General features: G+C 67.2%; 15 protein-coding genes. 7 read left to right on the forward strand and 8 right to left on the reverse strand.

What is annotated here, in order from left to right; genetic code table 11:
• Positions 1-70 precede the first annotated feature (70 nt).
• Positions 71-682, reverse strand: coding sequence for a DUF998 domain-containing protein (locus AC1PLA_RS13970; protein WP_039522279.1), 612 nt, complete (start codon positions 680-682; stop codon positions 71-73).
• Between the two features lie 189 nt (positions 683-871).
• Here AC1PLA_RS13970 and trxA point away from each other — a divergent pair, with 189 nt between their 5' ends.
• The 4 genes from trxA (at position 872) to AC1PLA_RS13990 (ending at position 3,770) form a co-directional block, all read left to right on the forward strand.
• On the forward strand, positions 872-1,729 hold the full coding sequence (gene trxA, locus AC1PLA_RS13975; RefSeq protein WP_104622909.1) for a thioredoxin: 858 nt from the start codon (positions 872-874) through the stop codon (positions 1,727-1,729).
• A gap of 120 nt (positions 1,730-1,849) precedes the next feature.
• The gene (locus tag AC1PLA_RS13980) at positions 1,850-2,299 is read left to right on the forward strand and encodes a DUF4442 domain-containing protein (RefSeq protein WP_481104769.1); all 450 of its coding nucleotides are present in this window, start codon (positions 1,850-1,852) and stop codon (positions 2,297-2,299) included.
• A gap of 171 nt (positions 2,300-2,470) precedes the next feature.
• Positions 2,471-2,713 (forward strand): DUF378 domain-containing protein, encoded by a 243-nt coding sequence (locus tag AC1PLA_RS13985; RefSeq protein WP_102256569.1) that lies wholly within the window; start codon positions 2,471-2,473, stop codon positions 2,711-2,713.
• A 151-nt stretch (positions 2,714-2,864) separates the two neighbouring features.
• Positions 2,865-3,770, forward strand: a complete 906-nt coding sequence (locus AC1PLA_RS13990) for a peptidylprolyl isomerase (RefSeq protein WP_481104770.1) — start codon at positions 2,865-2,867, stop codon at positions 3,768-3,770.
• 37 nt (positions 3,771-3,807) lie between these two features.
• Here AC1PLA_RS13990 and AC1PLA_RS13995 read toward each other — a convergent pair whose 3' ends face one another.
• On the reverse strand, positions 3,808-4,695 hold the full coding sequence (locus AC1PLA_RS13995) for a DMT family transporter (RefSeq protein ID WP_039522286.1): 888 nt from the start codon (positions 4,693-4,695) through the stop codon (positions 3,808-3,810).
• A 170-nt stretch (positions 4,696-4,865) separates the two neighbouring features.
• Here AC1PLA_RS13995 and AC1PLA_RS14000 point away from each other — a divergent pair, with 170 nt between their 5' ends.
• Together AC1PLA_RS14000 and AC1PLA_RS14005 are read left to right on the forward strand one after the other, a co-directional pair.
• Positions 4,866-5,858, forward strand: coding sequence for a LysR substrate-binding domain-containing protein (locus AC1PLA_RS14000; protein WP_104622911.1), 993 nt, complete (start codon positions 4,866-4,868; stop codon positions 5,856-5,858).
• Positions 5,859-6,319: 461 nt separating this feature from the next.
• A complete protein-coding gene (locus AC1PLA_RS14005; protein WP_005994696.1) occupies positions 6,320-6,613 on the forward strand; it encodes a hypothetical protein in 294 nt (97 codons plus the stop codon).
• Between the two features lie 212 nt (positions 6,614-6,825).
• On the opposite strand, the gene AC1PLA_RS14010 is transcribed toward AC1PLA_RS14005, so the two are convergent.
• The gene (locus AC1PLA_RS14010) at positions 6,826-7,629 is read right to left on the reverse strand and encodes a DUF4349 domain-containing protein (protein ID WP_481104771.1); all 804 of its coding nucleotides are present in this window, start codon (positions 7,627-7,629) and stop codon (positions 6,826-6,828) included.
• Positions 7,626-7,982 (reverse strand): GFA family protein, encoded by a 357-nt coding sequence (locus AC1PLA_RS14015; RefSeq protein WP_481104772.1) that lies wholly within the window; start codon positions 7,980-7,982, stop codon positions 7,626-7,628. The genes AC1PLA_RS14010 and AC1PLA_RS14015 overlap by 4 nt, the downstream gene beginning before the upstream one ends.
• A 97-nt stretch (positions 7,983-8,079) precedes the next feature.
• On the opposite strand from AC1PLA_RS14015, the gene AC1PLA_RS14020 reads away from it, so the two are divergent.
• Positions 8,080-9,885 (forward strand): DUF885 domain-containing protein, encoded by a 1,806-nt coding sequence (locus AC1PLA_RS14020; RefSeq protein ID WP_481104773.1) that lies wholly within the window; start codon positions 8,080-8,082, stop codon positions 9,883-9,885.
• Between the two features lie 226 nt (positions 9,886-10,111).
• Here AC1PLA_RS14020 and AC1PLA_RS14025 read toward each other — a convergent pair whose 3' ends face one another.
• The 4 genes from AC1PLA_RS14025 to AC1PLA_RS14040 form a co-directional block, all read right to left on the reverse strand.
• A complete protein-coding gene (locus AC1PLA_RS14025) occupies positions 10,112-11,944 on the reverse strand; it encodes an ABC transporter ATP-binding protein (protein ID WP_065032500.1) in 1,833 nt (610 codons plus the stop codon).
• Positions 11,945-12,121: 177 nt separating this feature from the next.
• On the reverse strand, positions 12,122-12,718 hold the full coding sequence (locus tag AC1PLA_RS14030; RefSeq protein ID WP_481104774.1) for a plasmid pRiA4b ORF-3 family protein: 597 nt from the start codon (positions 12,716-12,718) through the stop codon (positions 12,122-12,124).
• 202 nt (positions 12,719-12,920) lie between these two features.
• Positions 12,921-15,992, reverse strand: coding sequence for an efflux RND transporter permease subunit (locus AC1PLA_RS14035; protein ID WP_481104775.1), 3,072 nt, complete (start codon positions 15,990-15,992; stop codon positions 12,921-12,923).
• Entirely contained in the window at positions 15,989-17,092 is a 1,104-nt protein-coding gene (locus tag AC1PLA_RS14040; RefSeq protein ID WP_481104776.1) for an efflux RND transporter periplasmic adaptor subunit, read from the reverse strand. Before AC1PLA_RS14040 ends, AC1PLA_RS14035 begins: the two co-directional genes overlap by 4 nt.
• Between the last annotated feature and the right edge of the window lie 10 nt (positions 17,093-17,102).

Raw genomic sequence — 17,102 nt, forward strand, 5'->3', positions numbered from 1 at the left:
GGAGCGGATGCTCGGGCGGTGCAAAGCGGCACAGGGTACCGCAGTGCAGCAGGTGCTCCAAACGCTTGCCTCAGGTGGCGGGTCTGGCCGGCCAGCGCCAGGCCGCCACCGCGAGCCAGCCGACCCAGGCCAGGAACGCCAGGCGCTGGGCGATCGCCTGCCGCAGCAGGCCCGGCGGGCCGAACGCCAGCACCGCCACCAGCAGCCCCGCGCCCAGGCTCAGCCATGCCAGTGCGCGGGTGCCCGGCTGGTTGAGCAGCGCGGCGGCGAGCAGCAACATGCCCGGCACGAACGCCACCGCCCACAGCAGCCAGGCGGTGGCATGGGCCTGGCTGGCGCGCCCGTCCAGATCGGTGGGGTCCAGGGGCAAGGCGCCCATGCCGAGAAAGGCCAGCCCGGCCAGTACGATCAACTGCCCGCCCACGCGCAGGCTCCAGCTGGATCTGGCCGGCATGCGCGCCAGCAGGCTGACCCCGGTGGCCATGCCGAGCGCACCGACCAGAACGAATGCCAGCAGGTTGAAGCCCAGCGCATGCGGCACCCCGTTGGCACCGAGCAATGCCACCGGGTGACTGGCCTGCAGGTAACCGGGCAGTGCCACGCCGAAGCCGGCCACCGCCAGCACGAATACGGTTGCGGCGACCAGGCCCAGGTAGCGCTGGGTGCCATCGATGCGTGTCATTGCCTTGCTCCAACGCGGGGCGCAGGCTGCGCCACCAGGACGCGACATTGTCGTGCCGGGCGCGCGTGGCGTGAACCCCTGCCGGCGTGACGGCCGGCCGCGCGCCATGCGCCCGGGCCGGCCAGCCTTGTGTCGGCCCGGTTTGCCACCATTACCTCCCACTGTTGCCGCAATCACTTCTGGAAGCCCATGTCCGACAAGCCGCACGTATTCGATGCCACCACCGACACCTTCGAGACCGAGGTCCTGCAGAAATCGTTGACGACACCGGTGCTGGTGGACTTCTGGGCCACCTGGTGCGGCCCCTGCAAGTCGTTGACGCCGATCCTGGAAAAGCTCGCCGCCGACTACAACGGTGCCTTCGAGCTAGCCAAGGTCGATGTGGACAAGGAGCAGCAGATCGCCGCCGCGTTCCAGATCCGCTCGGTGCCGACGGTGTTCCTGGTCAAGGGCGGCGAGCTGGTCGATGGCTTCCCGGGCGCGATGCCGGAAGGCCAGGTGCGCGAATTCCTGACCCAGCACGGCGTGCTGCCGGCCGAGCCGCAGGTTGCCGAAGCACTGCCGCCGGCCCCGCTCGAGCCGCAGGACCAGGTCGCCGCGCTGCGTGAGGCGATCGCCGCCGAGCCGGACAAGGACGAGCTCAAGCTGGACCTGGCACTGGCGCTGCTGAAGACCGGCGACACCGCCGAGGCCGAGCAGTTGATCGACGCCCTGCCCGCCAACCTGGCCACCGACGACCGTGCAGTGCGCGCCAAGGCCCGGCTGAGCTTTGCCAATGTGCTCAAGGACGCGCCGGATGCCGACGCGCTGCAGGCCGCCGTTGCCGCCAACGGCGCCGACCTGCGCGCGCGCCATCTGCTTGGCGTGCGCCACCTGCTCGACGGCCACGACGAGGCCGCGCTGGAGCAGTTCCTGGAAATGCTGCGGCAGGACCGCACCTTCGACGACAACCTGCCGCGGCGTAGCCTGATCGATGCGTTCCGGGTGATCGAAGACGAAGACCTGGTCGGCCGCTACCGCCGCAAGATGTCATCGCTGGTGTTCTAAGCACCGCCGGCACTACGGCGCCCGGTCTGCAGGCCGGCCGGGCGCTGCCACCACCGCCATAACCTCCATACGCATGCGAATGGTATGCTGCAGGCCCGCCCCGCCATGGACCCTGGCCGCATGCGTGCTTCACTGTTCAAGCTCGGTATCAACCTGTGGCCGCCGTACCTGTTCGCCGGCATCCACGTCACCGCGTTGTCGGTCGACTACCGCTACGCACGCGTGGAACTGCGCCAGCGGCCGTGGAATCGCAATTACGTCGGCACCCACTTCGGTGGCAGCCTGTTCGCGATGACCGACCCGTTCTGGATGCTGCTGACCATGCAGAACCTGGGGCGCGACTACTACGTGTGGGACAAGGCCGGCAGCATCGAGTTCGTCAAACCCGGGCGCGGTACGGTCAGCGCGGAGTTCGTCATCGACGACAGCGTGCTGGCCGAGTTGCGCGCCGCCACCGCCAATGGCGAAAAACATCTGCGCTGGTTCGAAAACGTGGTGCACAACCGCCAGGGCGAGGTGGTGGCGCGGGTGCGCAAGCAGTTGTACGTCAGGCGCAAACCGGCACGCTGACACTGGGCGTTCGGCGTGCTGCCGGATGTTCAACACGCTGCATGGGTTTCACGCGCGTCGGCTGGACGTGATCGTGGCGTGCGCAAGCCCGTCATGCCCTCGCGCGCGCTCACGAGGTGTTGCGCGCGGCATGCGGACTCTGGGGTCTCCCAACCCACACGGTCTGTCTTCATGAAAACGCTCAATGTCATCACCCTGGTGCTTCTTATCGTCGGCGGCTTGAACTGGGGCCTGGTCGGCCTGTTCCAGTTCGATCTGGTCGCCACGCTGTTCGGCGGCCAGGATGCCCTGCTGTCGCGTGTGGTCTACACGCTGGTCGGCATCTCTGCGTTGTGGCAGCTGGTCCCGCTGTTCCGTAACGACCATGACGCCAACGTTCACCACACCAGCCCGCACGTGCGCAACAACCCGTAAGCGCACAGCTGCGGCAGGCATGCGCGTGACAGCAGGACGCCGGCGCATTCCGCCGGCGTCTTGCTGTGCGTACATGCATTCTGTGTCCAGGCGCTTTGCGTCCAGACGCGTGGTCGGCAAGAATCGGGCATCCCTCCCGCTGGCTGCCTTCATGCTTCTGCGCACTGTTGCTTCCGCCTGCCTGCTTGCCCTGGTATTACCCGCTGCCGCCAACGCGGCCTATCGCAGCCCGCAGCAGATCCTGGATGCCTCGCCGGCCAGCGCCTGGCGCGTGCTCGACCCCGAGCGCACGCTGTACCTGGAACTGGATGGCGGACGGGTGATCATCGAGCTGGCGCCGCAGTTTGCGCCCGCGCACGTGGGCAACATCCGCACCCTGGCGCACGAGCGCTTCTGGGACGGGCTCAGCATCTACCGTTCGCAGGACAACTTCGTGGTGCAGTTCGGCGACCCGGATGGCGAGACGCCGGCCAAGGCCAAGTCGCTGGGCTCGGCGAAGACGCACCTGCCGGCCGAATTCGAACGCCCGTCGCAGGGCCTGGACTTCCAGCGCCTGCCCGACAGCGATGGCTGGGCAGCGCAGGTGGGCTTTGTCGACGGCTTCCCGGTAGGGCGCGACAGCGCCAGCGGCAAGACCTGGCTGGCGCATTGCTACGGCACCCTGGGCGCCGGCCGCAACAACGACGAAGACAGCAGCATCGGCGCCGAGCTGTATGTGGTCACCGGGCAATCGCCGCGCCAGCTGGACCGCAACATCACCGTGGTCGGCCGCGTGGTCAAGGGCATGGAGTTGCTCAGCGTGATCCCGCGCGGCCCGGACCCGATGGGTTTCTACGAAGACCCCGCGCAGCGCTCGCCGATCCGCGCCATTCGCCTGGCCAGAGAGGTGCCCATGCCCGAACGCACGCCACTGCAGTTGCTGCGCACCGACAGCCAGACCTTCCGCGATGTGGCCGAAGCGCGCCGCAATCGCAGGGACGATTTCTACAAGCGCCCGGCCGGGCATATCGATCTGTGCAATGTGCCGTTGCCGGTGCGGACGCCGCCGGCTGGCTGAGTCGGGAATCGGGAATCGTAAAGCGGGGCGCGCGTGCCTAGCGGGCGCGCTGGCTGAAGGCGACGCTGCCCAGGATCAGCACTGCGGCCACCAGCATGGTCCAGGTCAGCGGCTCGCCTAGCAGCGACCATGCCAGCAGTGCGCCGAACACCGGCACCAGATAGGTCACTGTGGAGGCGCGGGCGGGGCCGATGCGCTGGATCAGGCGGTAATACATCAGGAACGCCAACCCGGTGCACACCACGCCCAGCGCGGTGGCGCAGGCCCACGCCACTGCCGGCACCGGCGTGGTTGGCCACTGCAACCAGGCCAGCGGTGCCAGCAGCAGCGCACTGCAACCCAGCGTGGACGCCGCCGATGCGGCCGGCGGCAAATCGCCCATGTGGCGCTTCACCAGGTTGTAGCCGATGCCGTACAGCAGCGACGCGGTGGCGCCCGCCAGTGCCGCCGGCCCCACGCTCAACCCGGCCGACTTGCCGGTGGCCAGCACCAGCACGCCGATGAAACCGATCAGCAAGGCCAGCGCGCGACGCGTGCCGATCTTCTCGCCGAAGAACAGGAAGGCGATCAATGCGGTGAACAACACCGTCATCGCATTGCAGATCGCACCGATCGCGGCCGGCGCGTGTTGCGCGCCCCAGGCGAACAGCAGAAACGGCAACGCGGAGTTGAGCACGCCGATCGCCGCCAGCATCGGCCAGCGACGCAGGGGGAAGCGCTCGCGCGCCAGCCACAGGAACGGCAACAGCACCAATGCACCGAGCGCCAGGCGGATTTCCACCAGCGCCACGGTGCCGAACCTGGGTGCGGCCACACGCATGAACAGGAACGAGCAACCCCAGACGATGCCGAGAAACCCCAACTCCAGCGGGGTGCGCCATTCGCGTGCCGCAACCGCCGGCTGCGTCGCCGGTTGCGCGCTCATGGCCGCACCTGCGCACGCTGCCGTGATGTGCTGAAACCACAAAAGACAACATCAGGCAGGCAGACGGACATGGCACGATCATCGCGATGGGGTACTGCAGCATCGGTTGCAACCGCAGGCGCGACAAGCGCGTAGTATCGAGGCGAGCCACAAATCTCACTCATGCCTCGATGAACCTGCGCCCCACCTTGCTGCCCGCGCTGGGCGTGTTCGCCGCCGCCGCGCGCCACCAGAACTTCGCGCATGCCGCCGAAGAACTGCATCTGACCGCCAGTGCGGTCAGCCACCATGTGCGCAAGCTCGAAGCGCTGCTTGGCGTGACCCTGTTCCAGCGCTTGCCGCGCGGGGTCAAGCTCACCGCCGAGGGCCGCCAGCTGGCTGACGCCGCTACCGCTGCGTTGGCCGAGATCGCTTCGGTGGCCGGCAACCTGCATCCGCGCGAAGATGCCATCCCGCTGCGCGTGACCACCTTGCGCTCGCTGTCGTACTGCTGGCTGTTGCCGCGGCTACCGCGCTTCTGTCGCGCGCATCCGCATATCCGCATGGATCTGCAATCGGACGCGGCATTTTCGCGCTTCGAAGAAGGCGGCCCGGATCTCGGCATCCGCTATGGCCAGGGCGCCTGGCCCGGGTTGACCTCGCATCATCTGATGGACGACGAACTGTTTCCGGTGGCCTCGCCATCACTGCCGGAGGTCGCTGCGCTGCGCACGCCGGCGCAGATCGCACAATTGCCGCTGCTCACCGACATGTCGCCGCAGGGCTGGCGCGACTGGTTCCGTGCCGCCCAGGTGCGCGGCACCACGCTGCCGCCGATGCACACCTTCAACGACAGCACCGACGCGATGCGCGCTGCGGTCTATGGCCTGGGCGCAGTGCTGGCGCGCAAGCACATCGCGCAACCGTACCTGCAGCGTTACGAGCTGGTACGCCTGCCCGGCCCCACCCTCAAGGCACGCTACGCCTACTACATCGTGCACCCCAGCCACCGCGTCCCCGGCCCTGCGGCAATGGCGTTTATCGATTGGCTCAAGCGCGAGGCGCTGGACGAGCGCACCCCGATGCCGGCACTGCCGGCGGAGCTGGTGGCGTTGCCGGCAAGCGAGACGTCGAGTACACCGCGCACGCAGCGACGATCACGCAAAACGTCGGCAACGGAATGAGGTTGCGCAGCAATCGTCCTTGCCCGCCTACGCGCGCATTACCTCTGCATCTCTGCCTCCGGGACATCGTCCTCCTTCACGGAGAGAAGGTGTACGAAGAGGTAGCAGCGAAGCTTGGCGCGGCTGTTGTTGCTTCCTCCGGGAGAAGTGCATCCGATGCAGCGGATGAGGGTACGAGCGAAGCCTTGGCGCAGTTTGAGTGCAAGTGGCTTCGCCTCGTACCTTCACCCCAACCCCTCTCCCGCAGGAGAGAGTTTTTTTTGGGTGCGCCGGGGGATTTGAGGACGCGCGCGTCAGTGGCGCGCAAGCGTTGCTTTAGTCACCCCACAGGAAGGGGCTTATCGCGAGCGGCAAGAGCGCTCGACGGCTTACCTACTCGATGGAGCAGGCAGCGCGCACCATCACCTCGTTTTGTCCTGTCGGTGCCTAGGCTTTAGCTCCCCAATCCCCAGGACACACCCATGCCTACTCTTCGCATGCGTATCACCGGCACCGACGACGACGCGCGTGCCATCGCCAACCTGCTGCAGAGCATCGAAGGCATCGAGCACGTGGAAGAAGTCGACGACCTGATGCCGCACCTGGACGACGACGATTCCAGCTCGGCCGGCCTGTCCGACGACGAAGGTCCGGGCAGCCACGAGTTCGAAGTGGAAGCCGGCAACGATGCCACTGCGCAGAAGGTGCGCGACGCCGTGCAGGAACTGGCCCTGCAGCTGGACGTATTTGTCGAGTACGAATTCGACGAAGGCTGAGCCGGCTCCGGACCGACTGCGCTGCGCTTGCGCGCAGTCGGTGTCTGGAGAGGTTGCACACCACGCGCTGTACCGCGATCGCGTTCAAACAGCGCAACTAGTACTGAGATCGCCCTACCACGCGCACTTCGTCGACTTACATCTTCGAGGCCACGCGCATGTTCAAACACACGCGCAGCCGATGCGGCATCGCCGACCAGCTACGCAGTGGATCATGACATCCGGCGCCGCCGCGCACGCCAGCGCCATGCCTGCAGCAGCAGCCAGCCGACGATCACCCCCAGCACCAGCACCGGCAGCAACGCCGCCACTGCGCGGATCACGAAGGCCACGCTGGCTGCGAAGACCTGGCCGAACTCGGCTGCCGCCTCGGCAATCTCGCCCCTGCCCTGCTCGCTACCGGTGCCGCGGAAATTGAGCGTCAGCAATTGGGTGCGCACGCGCCGTTGCTGCTGCGCGGCGTCCTGCTGGGTCTGCTGCGCTTCGGCCTCGATCTCGGCAAGCCGCTTGGACAGGGCAAGCAGATCGGTCACGGCCAGGTCGCGGCGTTGCTGCAGTTCGAGCAGGCGCGCATGTTCTTTCTGCAGGCGCGCCTGTGCCAGTCCGGTATCGGCGATCTGCTGCGCCAGATCCTCGGCACGCGTGCTGCGCGCGGCGACATCGCCATGCTGGCCGGCCAGTTGCACCATCGGCTCGATGCCGTCCGGCACCACCCGCACGCTGACGCTGCCGCTGGGGTCGCGCCCACCGGTTTGTTCCACCGCCAGCAGCGCGCAGTCGCCGAACTGCGCCGACTGGCAGGCAGTGCGTACCGCGGCGATGCGCTGATCGATCTGATCGGCCGGCAGTTCGATGCGTACATCGTGCTCATACGCCAGCGCATTGCCTTGCGCGGCGGACGGTGCCGGCGCCGGCGCGCCGCCGTCTGCCGCCATTTCGCCCGACGGCCTGGCACATCCGCTCAGCGCCCAGCCCAGCAACAGGCCGACCGCGTACCACTGCATCCGGTGCCTCATTGGCTGGCTCCATCGGCCGCGTGCATGCTCTGCACGGCCAGACCCGGCGCGGACACGCCGCGCAGCTTGACCGCCACACCGGGCTCGCCGGCCCTGCAACGCACGCCCGCGTTGAAGCGCGCACCGCCGCGCTGCGGGAAGTGGTGGTGATTGGCATGCTGCCGGTTGAAGCGATGGATTCCCGGCATCTCGGGCGCCACCTGCAGGCGCAATGGCGCGCGCATGCCGGGCCGCAGCAGGCCGCCACGGCGACGGCATGACGCACACGTGCGCTCGCACGCCTCGGGGTTCGGCGCATCGGTGTCCGGGTCGAACGCGATGCGTCCGCAATGACAGCTGTCGGCGTCGTGCATGGTGATCCTCCTTGAAAGCGGCCACTCTAAACCAATGGCGGATGCGGACAAGCGCGCACATGCCTATGCTGGCGGATTGCTTCCATCGGAATCCACCATGCGTCAACGTCTGCTTGTCCTCGCCCTGCTCGCCGGCCTGAGCGCCTGCCAGCAGCAGCCCGAATCGCCGCGCGCCGGCACCTCCGATGCCGCGACGCAGGCTGCGCAGACGCCGGATGCGCGCTTCGCGGCGCTGTCCAAGCGCGCGCTCGACACCTGGATGCAGCTGTCGCCGGTTACCGCCACTCAGACCGGCGATCACCGTTTCGACACGCAGATCGACGATCTCAGCACCGCCGGGCGCCAGCGCAGCCTGGAGGCCGGCAAGAAGCTATTGAGTGAGCTGGATGCCATCGAGGTGGCCAAGCTGTCGCGCGAGAACCAGGTCGATGCGGCCATTTTGCGCAACCAGCTGCAATCGGAAATCTGGAACACCGAGGTGCTGCAGAGCTGGGCCTGGGACCCGCAGGTCTACAACGGCCTGGCCGGCAGCGCGCTGTATGGCCTGATGGCGCGGGACTTCGCGCCGCTGTCCGAGCGCCTGAGCTCCGCCACGCAGCGCATGGAGAAGATTCCCGGCATCTTTGCGCAGGCGCGCGCCAACCTGGACCCGGCCCGCGTGCCGAAGATCCATGCCGAAACGGTGGCCAAGCAGAACAAGGGCATCCTCAGCATCGTCGATACCTTCATCGCGCCCAATATCGGCCAGCTCGGCCCGATCGAAGCGGCCCGCGCGCAGGCCGCCATCGACGACCTGCGCAAGGCCGTGGCCGAGCAGCAGACCTGGCTGGATACCGTGCTGGTGCCCAATGCCAAGGGCGATTTCCGCGTCGGTGCGCAGATCTACGACCAGAAGCTGAAATTCGCGCTGCTGTCGTCGTTGTCGCGCGCCGAGATCAAGCAGCGCGCCGAGTCCGAGCTCAAGCGCGTCCGCAGCGAGATGTACGGCATTGCCCGCACGGTGCTCAAGGACAAGCCCGGTGCACCCAAACTGCCCGAGACGCCCAATGAGGACCAGCAACAGGCCGCGATCGAGGCGGCGCTGGAACTGGCCTATGCCGACAAGCCGGCACGCGACAAGGTGGTGGACGATGCCAAGGCCGCCCTGGCGCAATCCACCGAGTTCGTGCGCCAGAAGGATCTGATGACGCTGCCCGATTCGCCGGTGGACATCATCCTGATGCCGGAGTTCCAGCGCGGCGTGGCGGTGGCGTACTGCGATTCGCCGGGCCCGCTCGACAAGAATCTCAAGACCTTCTATGCGGTCTCGCCGATTCCCGACGACTGGAACGACAAGCAGGTCGATTCGTTCCTGCGCGAGTACAACAGCCGCATGATCCACCTGCTCAGCATCCACGAAGGCACCCCGGGCCATTACCTGGAAGGCTGGCATTCGGCCAAGTTCCCCTCCACGCTGCGCGCGGTGCTGCGCTCGGGCATGTTCGCCGAAGGCTGGGCGGTCTACACCGAACGCATGATGCAGGAACAGGGCTATCTGGATAACGACCCGCTGTTCCACCTGGTGCAGCTCAAGTTCTACCTGCGCACCATCGCCAACGCCATCCTCGATCAGGGCGTGCATGTGGATGGCTGGGAACGCGACAAGGCGATGCACCTGATGACCCACGACACCTTCCAGCAGGAAAGCGAAGCCGCGGGCAAGTGGGTGCGTGCGCAGCTGTCGTCCGCGCAGCTGCCGACCTACTTCGTCGGCGTGCAGGAACATCTGGACACGCGCAAGGCCGTGCAGGACAAGCTGGGCAAGGACTTCAACCTGAAGGCGTACCACGACCAGATGCTGTCCTACGGCGCCCCACCGGTGCGCTTTGCACGCGAGTTGATGCTGGACCAGCCGATCGAGTGATTGATCCTTCTCCCGAGGGGAGAACAAGTGACCCTTCTCCCCTCGGGAGAAGGTGCCCCGCAGGGGCGGATGAGGGTACGGGCGAAGCCTCGTATGGCCGACCAGCGCGTGGCTTCGCCCCGTACCCTCACCCCATCCCTCTCCCGTATGCGGGAGAGGGGCTAGATCTCGAAGTTACTACGCCCGCCTGCGACCTCTCGCATCGAGCAATCAAGCATCGTTCGCCTCACCCATCCGCCGCAACAAACCCTCCGGTCTGCCGTGCCCACAGCCGTGCATACAGGCCGCCCTGCGCGATCAGTTGCGCATGCGTGCCTGTCTCGACGATGCGTCCGGCATCCATCACCACCAGCCGGTCCATGCGCGCGATGGTGGAGAGGCGGTGCGCAATCGCGATGACGGTCTTGTTGCCCATCAACGCGTCCAGGCTGTCCTGGATCGCCGCTTCCACTTCCGAGTCCAGCGCCGAGGTGGCCTCGTCCAGGATCAGGATCGGCGCATCCTTCAGCAGCACGCGCGCAATGGCGATGCGCTGCCGCTGACCGCCCGACAGCTTGACCCCGCGTTCGCCCACATAGGCATCGAATCCGCGCCGGCCTTCGCCATCGACCAGCGTGTCGATGAAGCCTTCCGCGCGCGCCTTGCGCACCGCTTCCAGCATCTGCACGTCGCTGGCCTGCGGCCTGCCATACAGCAGGTTGTCGCGGATCGAACGATGCAGGAGCGAAGTGTCCTGGGTGACCAGGCCGATCTGCCCGCGCAGGCTTTCCTGGGTGACCTGGGCGATGTCCTGCCCGTCGATGAGGATGCGCCCCTGCTCCAGGTCGTACAGCCGCAGCAGCACGTTGACCAGGGTCGACTTGCCCGCGCCCGACGGCCCGACCAGGCCGATCTTCTCGCCGGCACGCACCTGCAGGTCCAGCCCGGCGATCACGCCGCCGCGCTTGCCGTAATGGAAATGGATGTGCTCGAACTGCACCTGGCCGTGTGTCACCTGCAGCGGCACGGCGTCGGGCGCGTCCTGCACCAGCACCGGCTGCGAGATGGTCTGCATGCCGTCCTGCACGCTGCCGATGTCTTCGAAGATGCCGTTGACCGTCCACATGATCCAGCCGGACATGTTGTGGATGCGGATCACCAGGCCGGTGGCCAGCGTGATCGCGCCGACGCTGATCTGGCCGCGGCTCCACAGCCACAACGCCAGCCCGCAGGTGCCCACGATCAGGAAGCCATTGGCCACCGCAATGGCGGTATCCATCGTGGTGGTCACGCGCGTCTGCCCGCGATGCTTCACCGCCAGCTCGTCGATCGCATCGCGCACATAGGCCTGTTCGCGGCCGGCATGGGCGAACAGCTTGAGCGTGGAGATATTGGTGTAGCCGTCGACGATGCGCCCGGTGGCCTTGGAGCGTGCGTCCGATGCGATCCACGCGCGCGCCTTCATGCGCGGCACGAAGAACGCCATCAGCGCGACATACACCACCAGCCAGATCAGCAGCGGCAGCATCAGCCAGGGGTCGGCCTGCGCAAACAACCACAGCGCGCTGCCGGTATAGACCACGATGTACCAGAGCGCATCGACCATCTGCACTGCCGATTCGCGCAGCGAGGTCCCGGTCTGCATCACCCGGTTGGCGATCCGGCCGGCGAAATCGTTGTTGAAGAAGCCCAGGCTCTGCCGTACCACGTAGTTGTGCATCAGCCAGCGCGAGCGATTGCTCAGGCCCGGAACGATCGCCTGGTTGACCAGCAGATTGTGCAGCCCGGTGAACAGCGGGCGCGCCACCAGTGTGATCGCCGCCATCCAGAGCAATTCGCCGGCATGCCGGCGGAAGAAGTCCGCTCCCGGCCGCTCGGCCAGCATGTCGACGATGCGCCCGAGGAAGTCGAACATCGCCACTTCCACCAGGGCCAGCAGCAGCCCGGCGATCAGCGTGGCCAGCAGGATCGGCCATAACGGCCGCAGATAATGCAGATAGAACCGCCACACGCTACGCGGCGGCATTTCCCGCTCGATCGGCGGGAAGACATCGATCAGGGATTCGAACCAGCGGAACATCGCAGACACTTTCGGGAAAAACCGGGAGATCAGGCTAGCTGATCGCGCGTCAAGCTGCAGTGGCGCTGGCGTCGGGTTGCTGCAGCATCACCCGCACGGCAGGCTGCGATGTGCGCGGCAGGCAACCGGCCCGTCGCATCGGTTCCGGTTGCCCGGGTCATGCGGCGTCGGTCGCGCTCATTCGCGGACACGTGCGAGCAGGCGGTTGACCTCGACCAGATCGAAATGGCCCGGATCGAAGCGCCCGCCCAGGGTGGCCAGCTCCTGCACATGTTGCGCATGCTCCGGGTCGGCGATGATCCGCAGCAAGGCCTGGTAGCTGTCGATTCCTTCGCCGCTCTCCGGCGGGCAGGCATTGGCGCCGTCCACGCAACGGGCCGCGCGCAGGCTCGCGTCCGGCGGCAGGATCGCCTCGACCTGGACGCGGTGCTGCCAACCCGCGCCGGCACCGTAGAAATAGTCGAAACGCTCCAGCTCGCCCACCGCGCTTTCGATGCTGACCCGGGCAGCATGCTTGAGCCGTGGCCGCTCCGGCACATCCAGCCCGGATTCGCCGTAGCGGCCGCCGCCCAGGTCGAATTCGTACGGATGCGCACCGCTCCAGCCCATCAGCGGCTGCAGCACGCGATGCAGCGTGGCCAGGCGCAGCGCTCCGGCCACCAGCACGCGGCGCCAGATCAACGGCGCGCTGTCCACCAGCGAAACATGCAGCTGATATACCGGCGCAGGCGCGGGTACCGCCTGCTGTGCAGCTTTCTTCTTGGCTTTGCTCATCGGGTCTTGGTCGTGTCTCTCAGTCGCCAGTATGGCGGCAGCGGCCCGCGCCTGCATGGCCCGCCCCGTCAGCGCTGCACCATGCGGTGTGCGGTGTGCGATGTGCGATGTGCGATGTGCAGCATGTCGCGCGATCACGCATCGACGATGCCGCCCACCATCTCGCCAGCATCATTGCGCCGCTGCCCTCGCCCGCCCGGATTTACGCCACACCCGCTGCACGCGCCGGCAGGCGCAGGCCGAACAACAGGTCATACAGGATCGGGATCAAGCCCAGCGTCACCAGCGTGCCCAGCGCCAGGCCACCGATCATGGTGATGGCCATTCCGGTCCACAGCGGACCGGCAAACAGCATCAGCGGAATCAAGCCGACGATGCAGGTGAGCTTGGTCATCACGATCGGGCGCAGCCGCTTGACCGCTGCGGCAATCACCGCCTCGCGGCGTGGCAGGCCATCGGCAAGCTCGGCTTCGATGCGTTCCAGCAGCAGCACCGCGTTGTTGACGATGATGCCGGCCAGCGCCAGCAAACCGAAGGTCGCCATGAAACCGAACGGATAGCCGGTGATCACCAGAGCCAGTGCCGCACCGATCAGCACGAACGGGACTGCCGACAGCACGATCAGCAGCTTGCGGAACGAGTTGAACTGCCAAACGAACAGCAGCAGGATCGCGCCCAGTGCGTGCGGCATGTATTGGAGCAGGGCCTGGTTGGCCTCGGCAGAATCCTCGAGCTCGCCACCGATCTCCAGCCGATAACCGGGTGGCAGCTTGAGCGCGGCCATCGGCACCGACAGGCGCTCGACGATCTCGGTCGCGGTCAACTGCGGGTTGCGTGCGGTCACGGTGATCGCACGGCTCAGGTTGCGCCGCTGGATCGCCGACGGCTCGCTGTCGTGCAGCACCGTGGCGACCGCCGCCAGCGGCACCGGCGCACCGCCTGCTTGCGGGTACACCAGGGTGTCGCCAGGTGTGCCGTCGGCGGCGCGTTCCTGCGCACTGCCACGCCACACCACGGCCACCGAGCTGCCATCGTCGCGCAACAACGAGGCATCCACGCCGCTGTAGCGCGCCTGTAGCGCCTGCGCAATGTCCTCGCTGCTCACCCCGGCACGCCGCGCCCTGAGCTGGTCCACCTGCACCACGTAGCGCGGAATGCGCGCCTGCCAGTCGTCCTGCACATCCACGGTGCCCGGCAACGCGCGCAGCGCCTTTGCAATCGCAGCGGCGCTGCTGCGCAGTACTGTCTCGTCGGGGCCGACCACGCGATACACCGCCATGCCGGCTTCGGTCGCGCCCAGCGAGAACCGCTTCGGCTCGGCGCGCACGGTGGGGAAGTGGCTGCGGACATGCGCACGTGCCCGCGCTATCACTGCATCGAGATCGGTGCCTGGGCGCACGCTCACGGTAAAGTACGCCATGTTGGCCGCCGGTAGGGGAGGATTGAGGCCCAGCACGATGCGCGGGCCGCCATCGGCGACATAGCCGATGCTGTCCACCACCTCCGGGTTGGCGCGCCGATCGGCCAACCAGCGGCTCAGCGCGCGCACCGTGCGCAGGGTTTCACGCGTATCGCTGCCTGCCTGCAAGGTCACCGGCATCTGGAACTGCAGACGATCGGACTTGGGCAGAAAGTCGTAGGGGATCGACACCAGCACCGCGACCGCCACCGCCAGCATCGCCACCATGCCGGCGATAAACAGCGCCTTGTGCATCAGCACGCGCTCGATGAGGCGGCGGTAGCCACGATAAAAGCGCGACGGTTCCTGTTCGCTGCCGTGTGCGACATGTGCCTTGGCGAAATACATGCACAACAGCGGCGTCACCGTGATGCTGAGCAGCCACGAGCCCAGCAAGGTCACCCCGAGCACGGTAGCCAGCGAGCGCAGATATTCGTTGGTGCTGGTCTGGCCGAAGAAGAACGGCGAGAACGCCAGCACGATCACCAACGATGAGGTCAGCAACGGGGTGGCCAGGGAGCGGCCGGCGTCGATGCAGGCCTGACGGCGCTGTTCTCCGGCAACCAGGCGGCGTTCGATGTCTTCGGCAATGACAATACCGTTGTCCACCAGCAGGCCGAGCGCCAGGATGATCGCCGCGATCGACACCGTCTGCAGCTCCACGCTCAGCACGCGCATGACGATCAGCGAGGCGAAGATGGTCAACGGCACGATCGCGCCGACGATCAGGCCGGTGCGCCAGCCCAGGAACAGCATCACCACCGCCATGACGATGACGATGGTCTCGCCCATGACGTGGTGCATCTTGCCCATCTCGCGCTCGACCACGTCGGCCTGGAAAGTGACCACGTGCTGCGCAAAACCTGCGGGCAATTCCTGCGCGGTCTGGTCCAGCTTGGCGCGCAGCGTTTTGCCGAAATCGGCGATATTGCTGCCGGGCTTCATCGAGACCGACACCACCACCGCCGGCTGGCCCTGGTAGACGGCAGCGCTTTCCGGCGGATCGGCAGGCGTCACCTGTACCTGCGCCAGCTCGCCCAACGCCACTTCACGCACGCCATTGGCATTGGGTGTCGGCAAGGTCAGCAACAGGTTCCGCAACTGCGCAGGCGAGCGTATCTCCCCGGAAGTCGCAACCGTCATCGCCAGCCCGGACACCGTCGCCAGCCCGCCGGAGGCCACCACATTCTGCGAGCGCAACTGCGCCATTACGCTGGCAGGGCTCAGTCCGGTCGCCAGTAGCCGCGCGCGATCGAACGCCACATACACGCGCTCGTCCTGCAGCCCGTACAGTGCCACCTGCTCCACGCCCGGCAGGGTATACAGCTGCTCGCGCAGGCGCCGCAGCGGCCCACGCATCTCGCTCATCGAATAGCCCGGTGCGGTGACTGCGATCGAGGCCACCGACACCCGTCCGAAGTCATCGTCGACCAACGGCCCTTGCGTGCCCGCAGGCAGTTGCGCACCCGCCTCGGCGGCCTTGGCGCGCACGCGCTGCCACAACGCCGGCAGATCCTGCACATCGTCGTAGGCGGTCAGCTGCACGATCGCGCTGCCTGGCCGCACCGTGCTCACGATGCGCTTGATGCCGGCCAGTTCGCGCAGGCGCTCCTCGAGGGGGCGCGCCAACAGGGTTTCCACCTGCTCGCTGGGCATGCCCGGAAACGCCACCGACACAATGGTGTCGCGCACGGTGACCGAGGGTTCTTCCTGCGAGGGAAAACCGACGAACGCCACGATGCCGCCGAGCAGGATCATCACTGCCGCGAACAAGGTCAGCCGGCTCGACCTCATCGCCATCCGGGTCAGCATCATGGCGCCTGCCCTCCGCTCAGCTTGGTTTGCATCTGCAACGGCGCCACCGGCTGGCCATCGATCAAGAAGCCCACGCCTGCGCTGACCACCTGATCGCCGGCCTGCAGCCCGCGCCGGACCTGGATGCGGCCGCCGACGATCGACCCGAGCTCGACTGCGCGCTCGCGCACGATCCGCTGTGCCGGCTGATACGCGAACACGCTGGCCCGTTGGCGATTGAGCCTGGGCAGTACCGCAGACAGTGGCACACTGGGCGTGCTCGCAGCCTGCGCGGGCAACTGCAGCAGCACACTGTCGCCACTGCGCATCGCGTGCGGCGCGCGCACCACCTCCAGAATCGCCAGCGCAGTGGCACCGTTATCCAGCCGGCTGGACAGGCTGCGCAGGCGCAATGTCAGCGGCACCGCAGGCTCGTCGGCCAGCGTGGCCTGCACGGTCTGCCCAGGCGTCAGCCCGGCGGCAGCAACAGGCGGCAGATTGGCGAGCAATTGCAGATGCGCCTGCCCTTCCAGCTGCAACACTGCCTGCCCCGCCCCCACATCGGCCTGCGGTTGCTGCAGGCGTGCGACCACGGCGCCATCGAAGGGTGCGCGCAGCTCGCCAAGACGCGATGCACGCCGCGCCAGCGCCAGGTCGGCCTTTGCCACCTGCAGTTGCGCGGTTGCCGCATCCGCCGCCGCGCGGGCGGCGGTCAGCGTCGCCGCCGAACTGGCACCATCGTCGAACATGGCGTGCTGCTGACGCAGTTGCAGCTGCCGCTCGCCGGACTGCGCCATCGCCGCGCGCAGGTTGGCGTCGGCCTGCTGCTGGCGCAATTGCAGCGGCTCGGCATCCAGGCGTGCCAGCACCTGCCCTTTCTCTACGCGGTCGCCCACATCCACCAGCACGGCGGCGATGCGTCCGCCGCTCTCGAACGCCAACTCGGCCCGTTGTTGCTGACGCGCCATTGCCGGCACCTGCAGCCACCCATCGCGGCCGGAGCCGAAGCGCTCCAGCTTGACTGCCCGCGGGGTCTCGGCCGCCGGCGCATCCGGCGGGCTGCAGCCGGCCAGCACCAGCAACAGACCGCAACACACCATGGTGCGAAGAACATCCATCATCACCCTATCC

The organism is Xanthomonas sp. NCPPB 1826 (assembly GCF_056725285.1).

Coding starts and splice junctions, on each gene's coding strand:
- AC1PLA_RS14020 (WP_481104773.1), top strand. CDS start 8,080: ATGCGTCAACGTCTGCTTGTCCTCGCCCTGCTCGCCGGCCTGAGCGCC.
- AC1PLA_RS14035 (WP_481104775.1), bottom strand. CDS start 15,992: ATGATGCTGACCCGGATGGCGATGAGGTCGAGCCGGCTGACCTTGTTC.
- AC1PLA_RS14005 (WP_005994696.1), top strand. CDS start 6,320: ATGCCTACTCTTCGCATGCGTATCACCGGCACCGACGACGACGCGCGT.
- AC1PLA_RS14030 (WP_481104774.1), bottom strand. CDS start 12,718: ATGAGCAAAGCCAAGAAGAAAGCTGCACAGCAGGCGGTACCCGCGCCT.
- AC1PLA_RS13985 (WP_102256569.1), top strand. CDS start 2,471: ATGAAAACGCTCAATGTCATCACCCTGGTGCTTCTTATCGTCGGCGGC.
- AC1PLA_RS13990 (WP_481104770.1), top strand. CDS start 2,865: ATGCTTCTGCGCACTGTTGCTTCCGCCTGCCTGCTTGCCCTGGTATTA.
- AC1PLA_RS13995 (WP_039522286.1), bottom strand. CDS start 4,695: ATGAGCGCGCAACCGGCGACGCAGCCGGCGGTTGCGGCACGCGAATGG.
- AC1PLA_RS14025 (WP_065032500.1), bottom strand. CDS start 11,944: ATGTTCCGCTGGTTCGAATCCCTGATCGATGTCTTCCCGCCGATCGAG.
- AC1PLA_RS14015 (WP_481104772.1), bottom strand. CDS start 7,982: ATGCACGACGCCGACAGCTGTCATTGCGGACGCATCGCGTTCGACCCG.
- AC1PLA_RS13970 (WP_039522279.1), bottom strand. CDS start 682: ATGACACGCATCGATGGCACCCAGCGCTACCTGGGCCTGGTCGCCGCA.
- AC1PLA_RS14000 (WP_104622911.1), top strand. CDS start 4,866: ATGAACCTGCGCCCCACCTTGCTGCCCGCGCTGGGCGTGTTCGCCGCC.
- AC1PLA_RS14040 (WP_481104776.1), bottom strand. CDS start 17,092: ATGATGGATGTTCTTCGCACCATGGTGTGTTGCGGTCTGTTGCTGGTG.
- AC1PLA_RS14010 (WP_481104771.1), bottom strand. CDS start 7,629: ATGAGGCACCGGATGCAGTGGTACGCGGTCGGCCTGTTGCTGGGCTGG.
- trxA (WP_104622909.1), top strand. CDS start 872: ATGTCCGACAAGCCGCACGTATTCGATGCCACCACCGACACCTTCGAG.
- AC1PLA_RS13980 (WP_481104769.1), top strand. CDS start 1,850: ATGCGTGCTTCACTGTTCAAGCTCGGTATCAACCTGTGGCCGCCGTAC.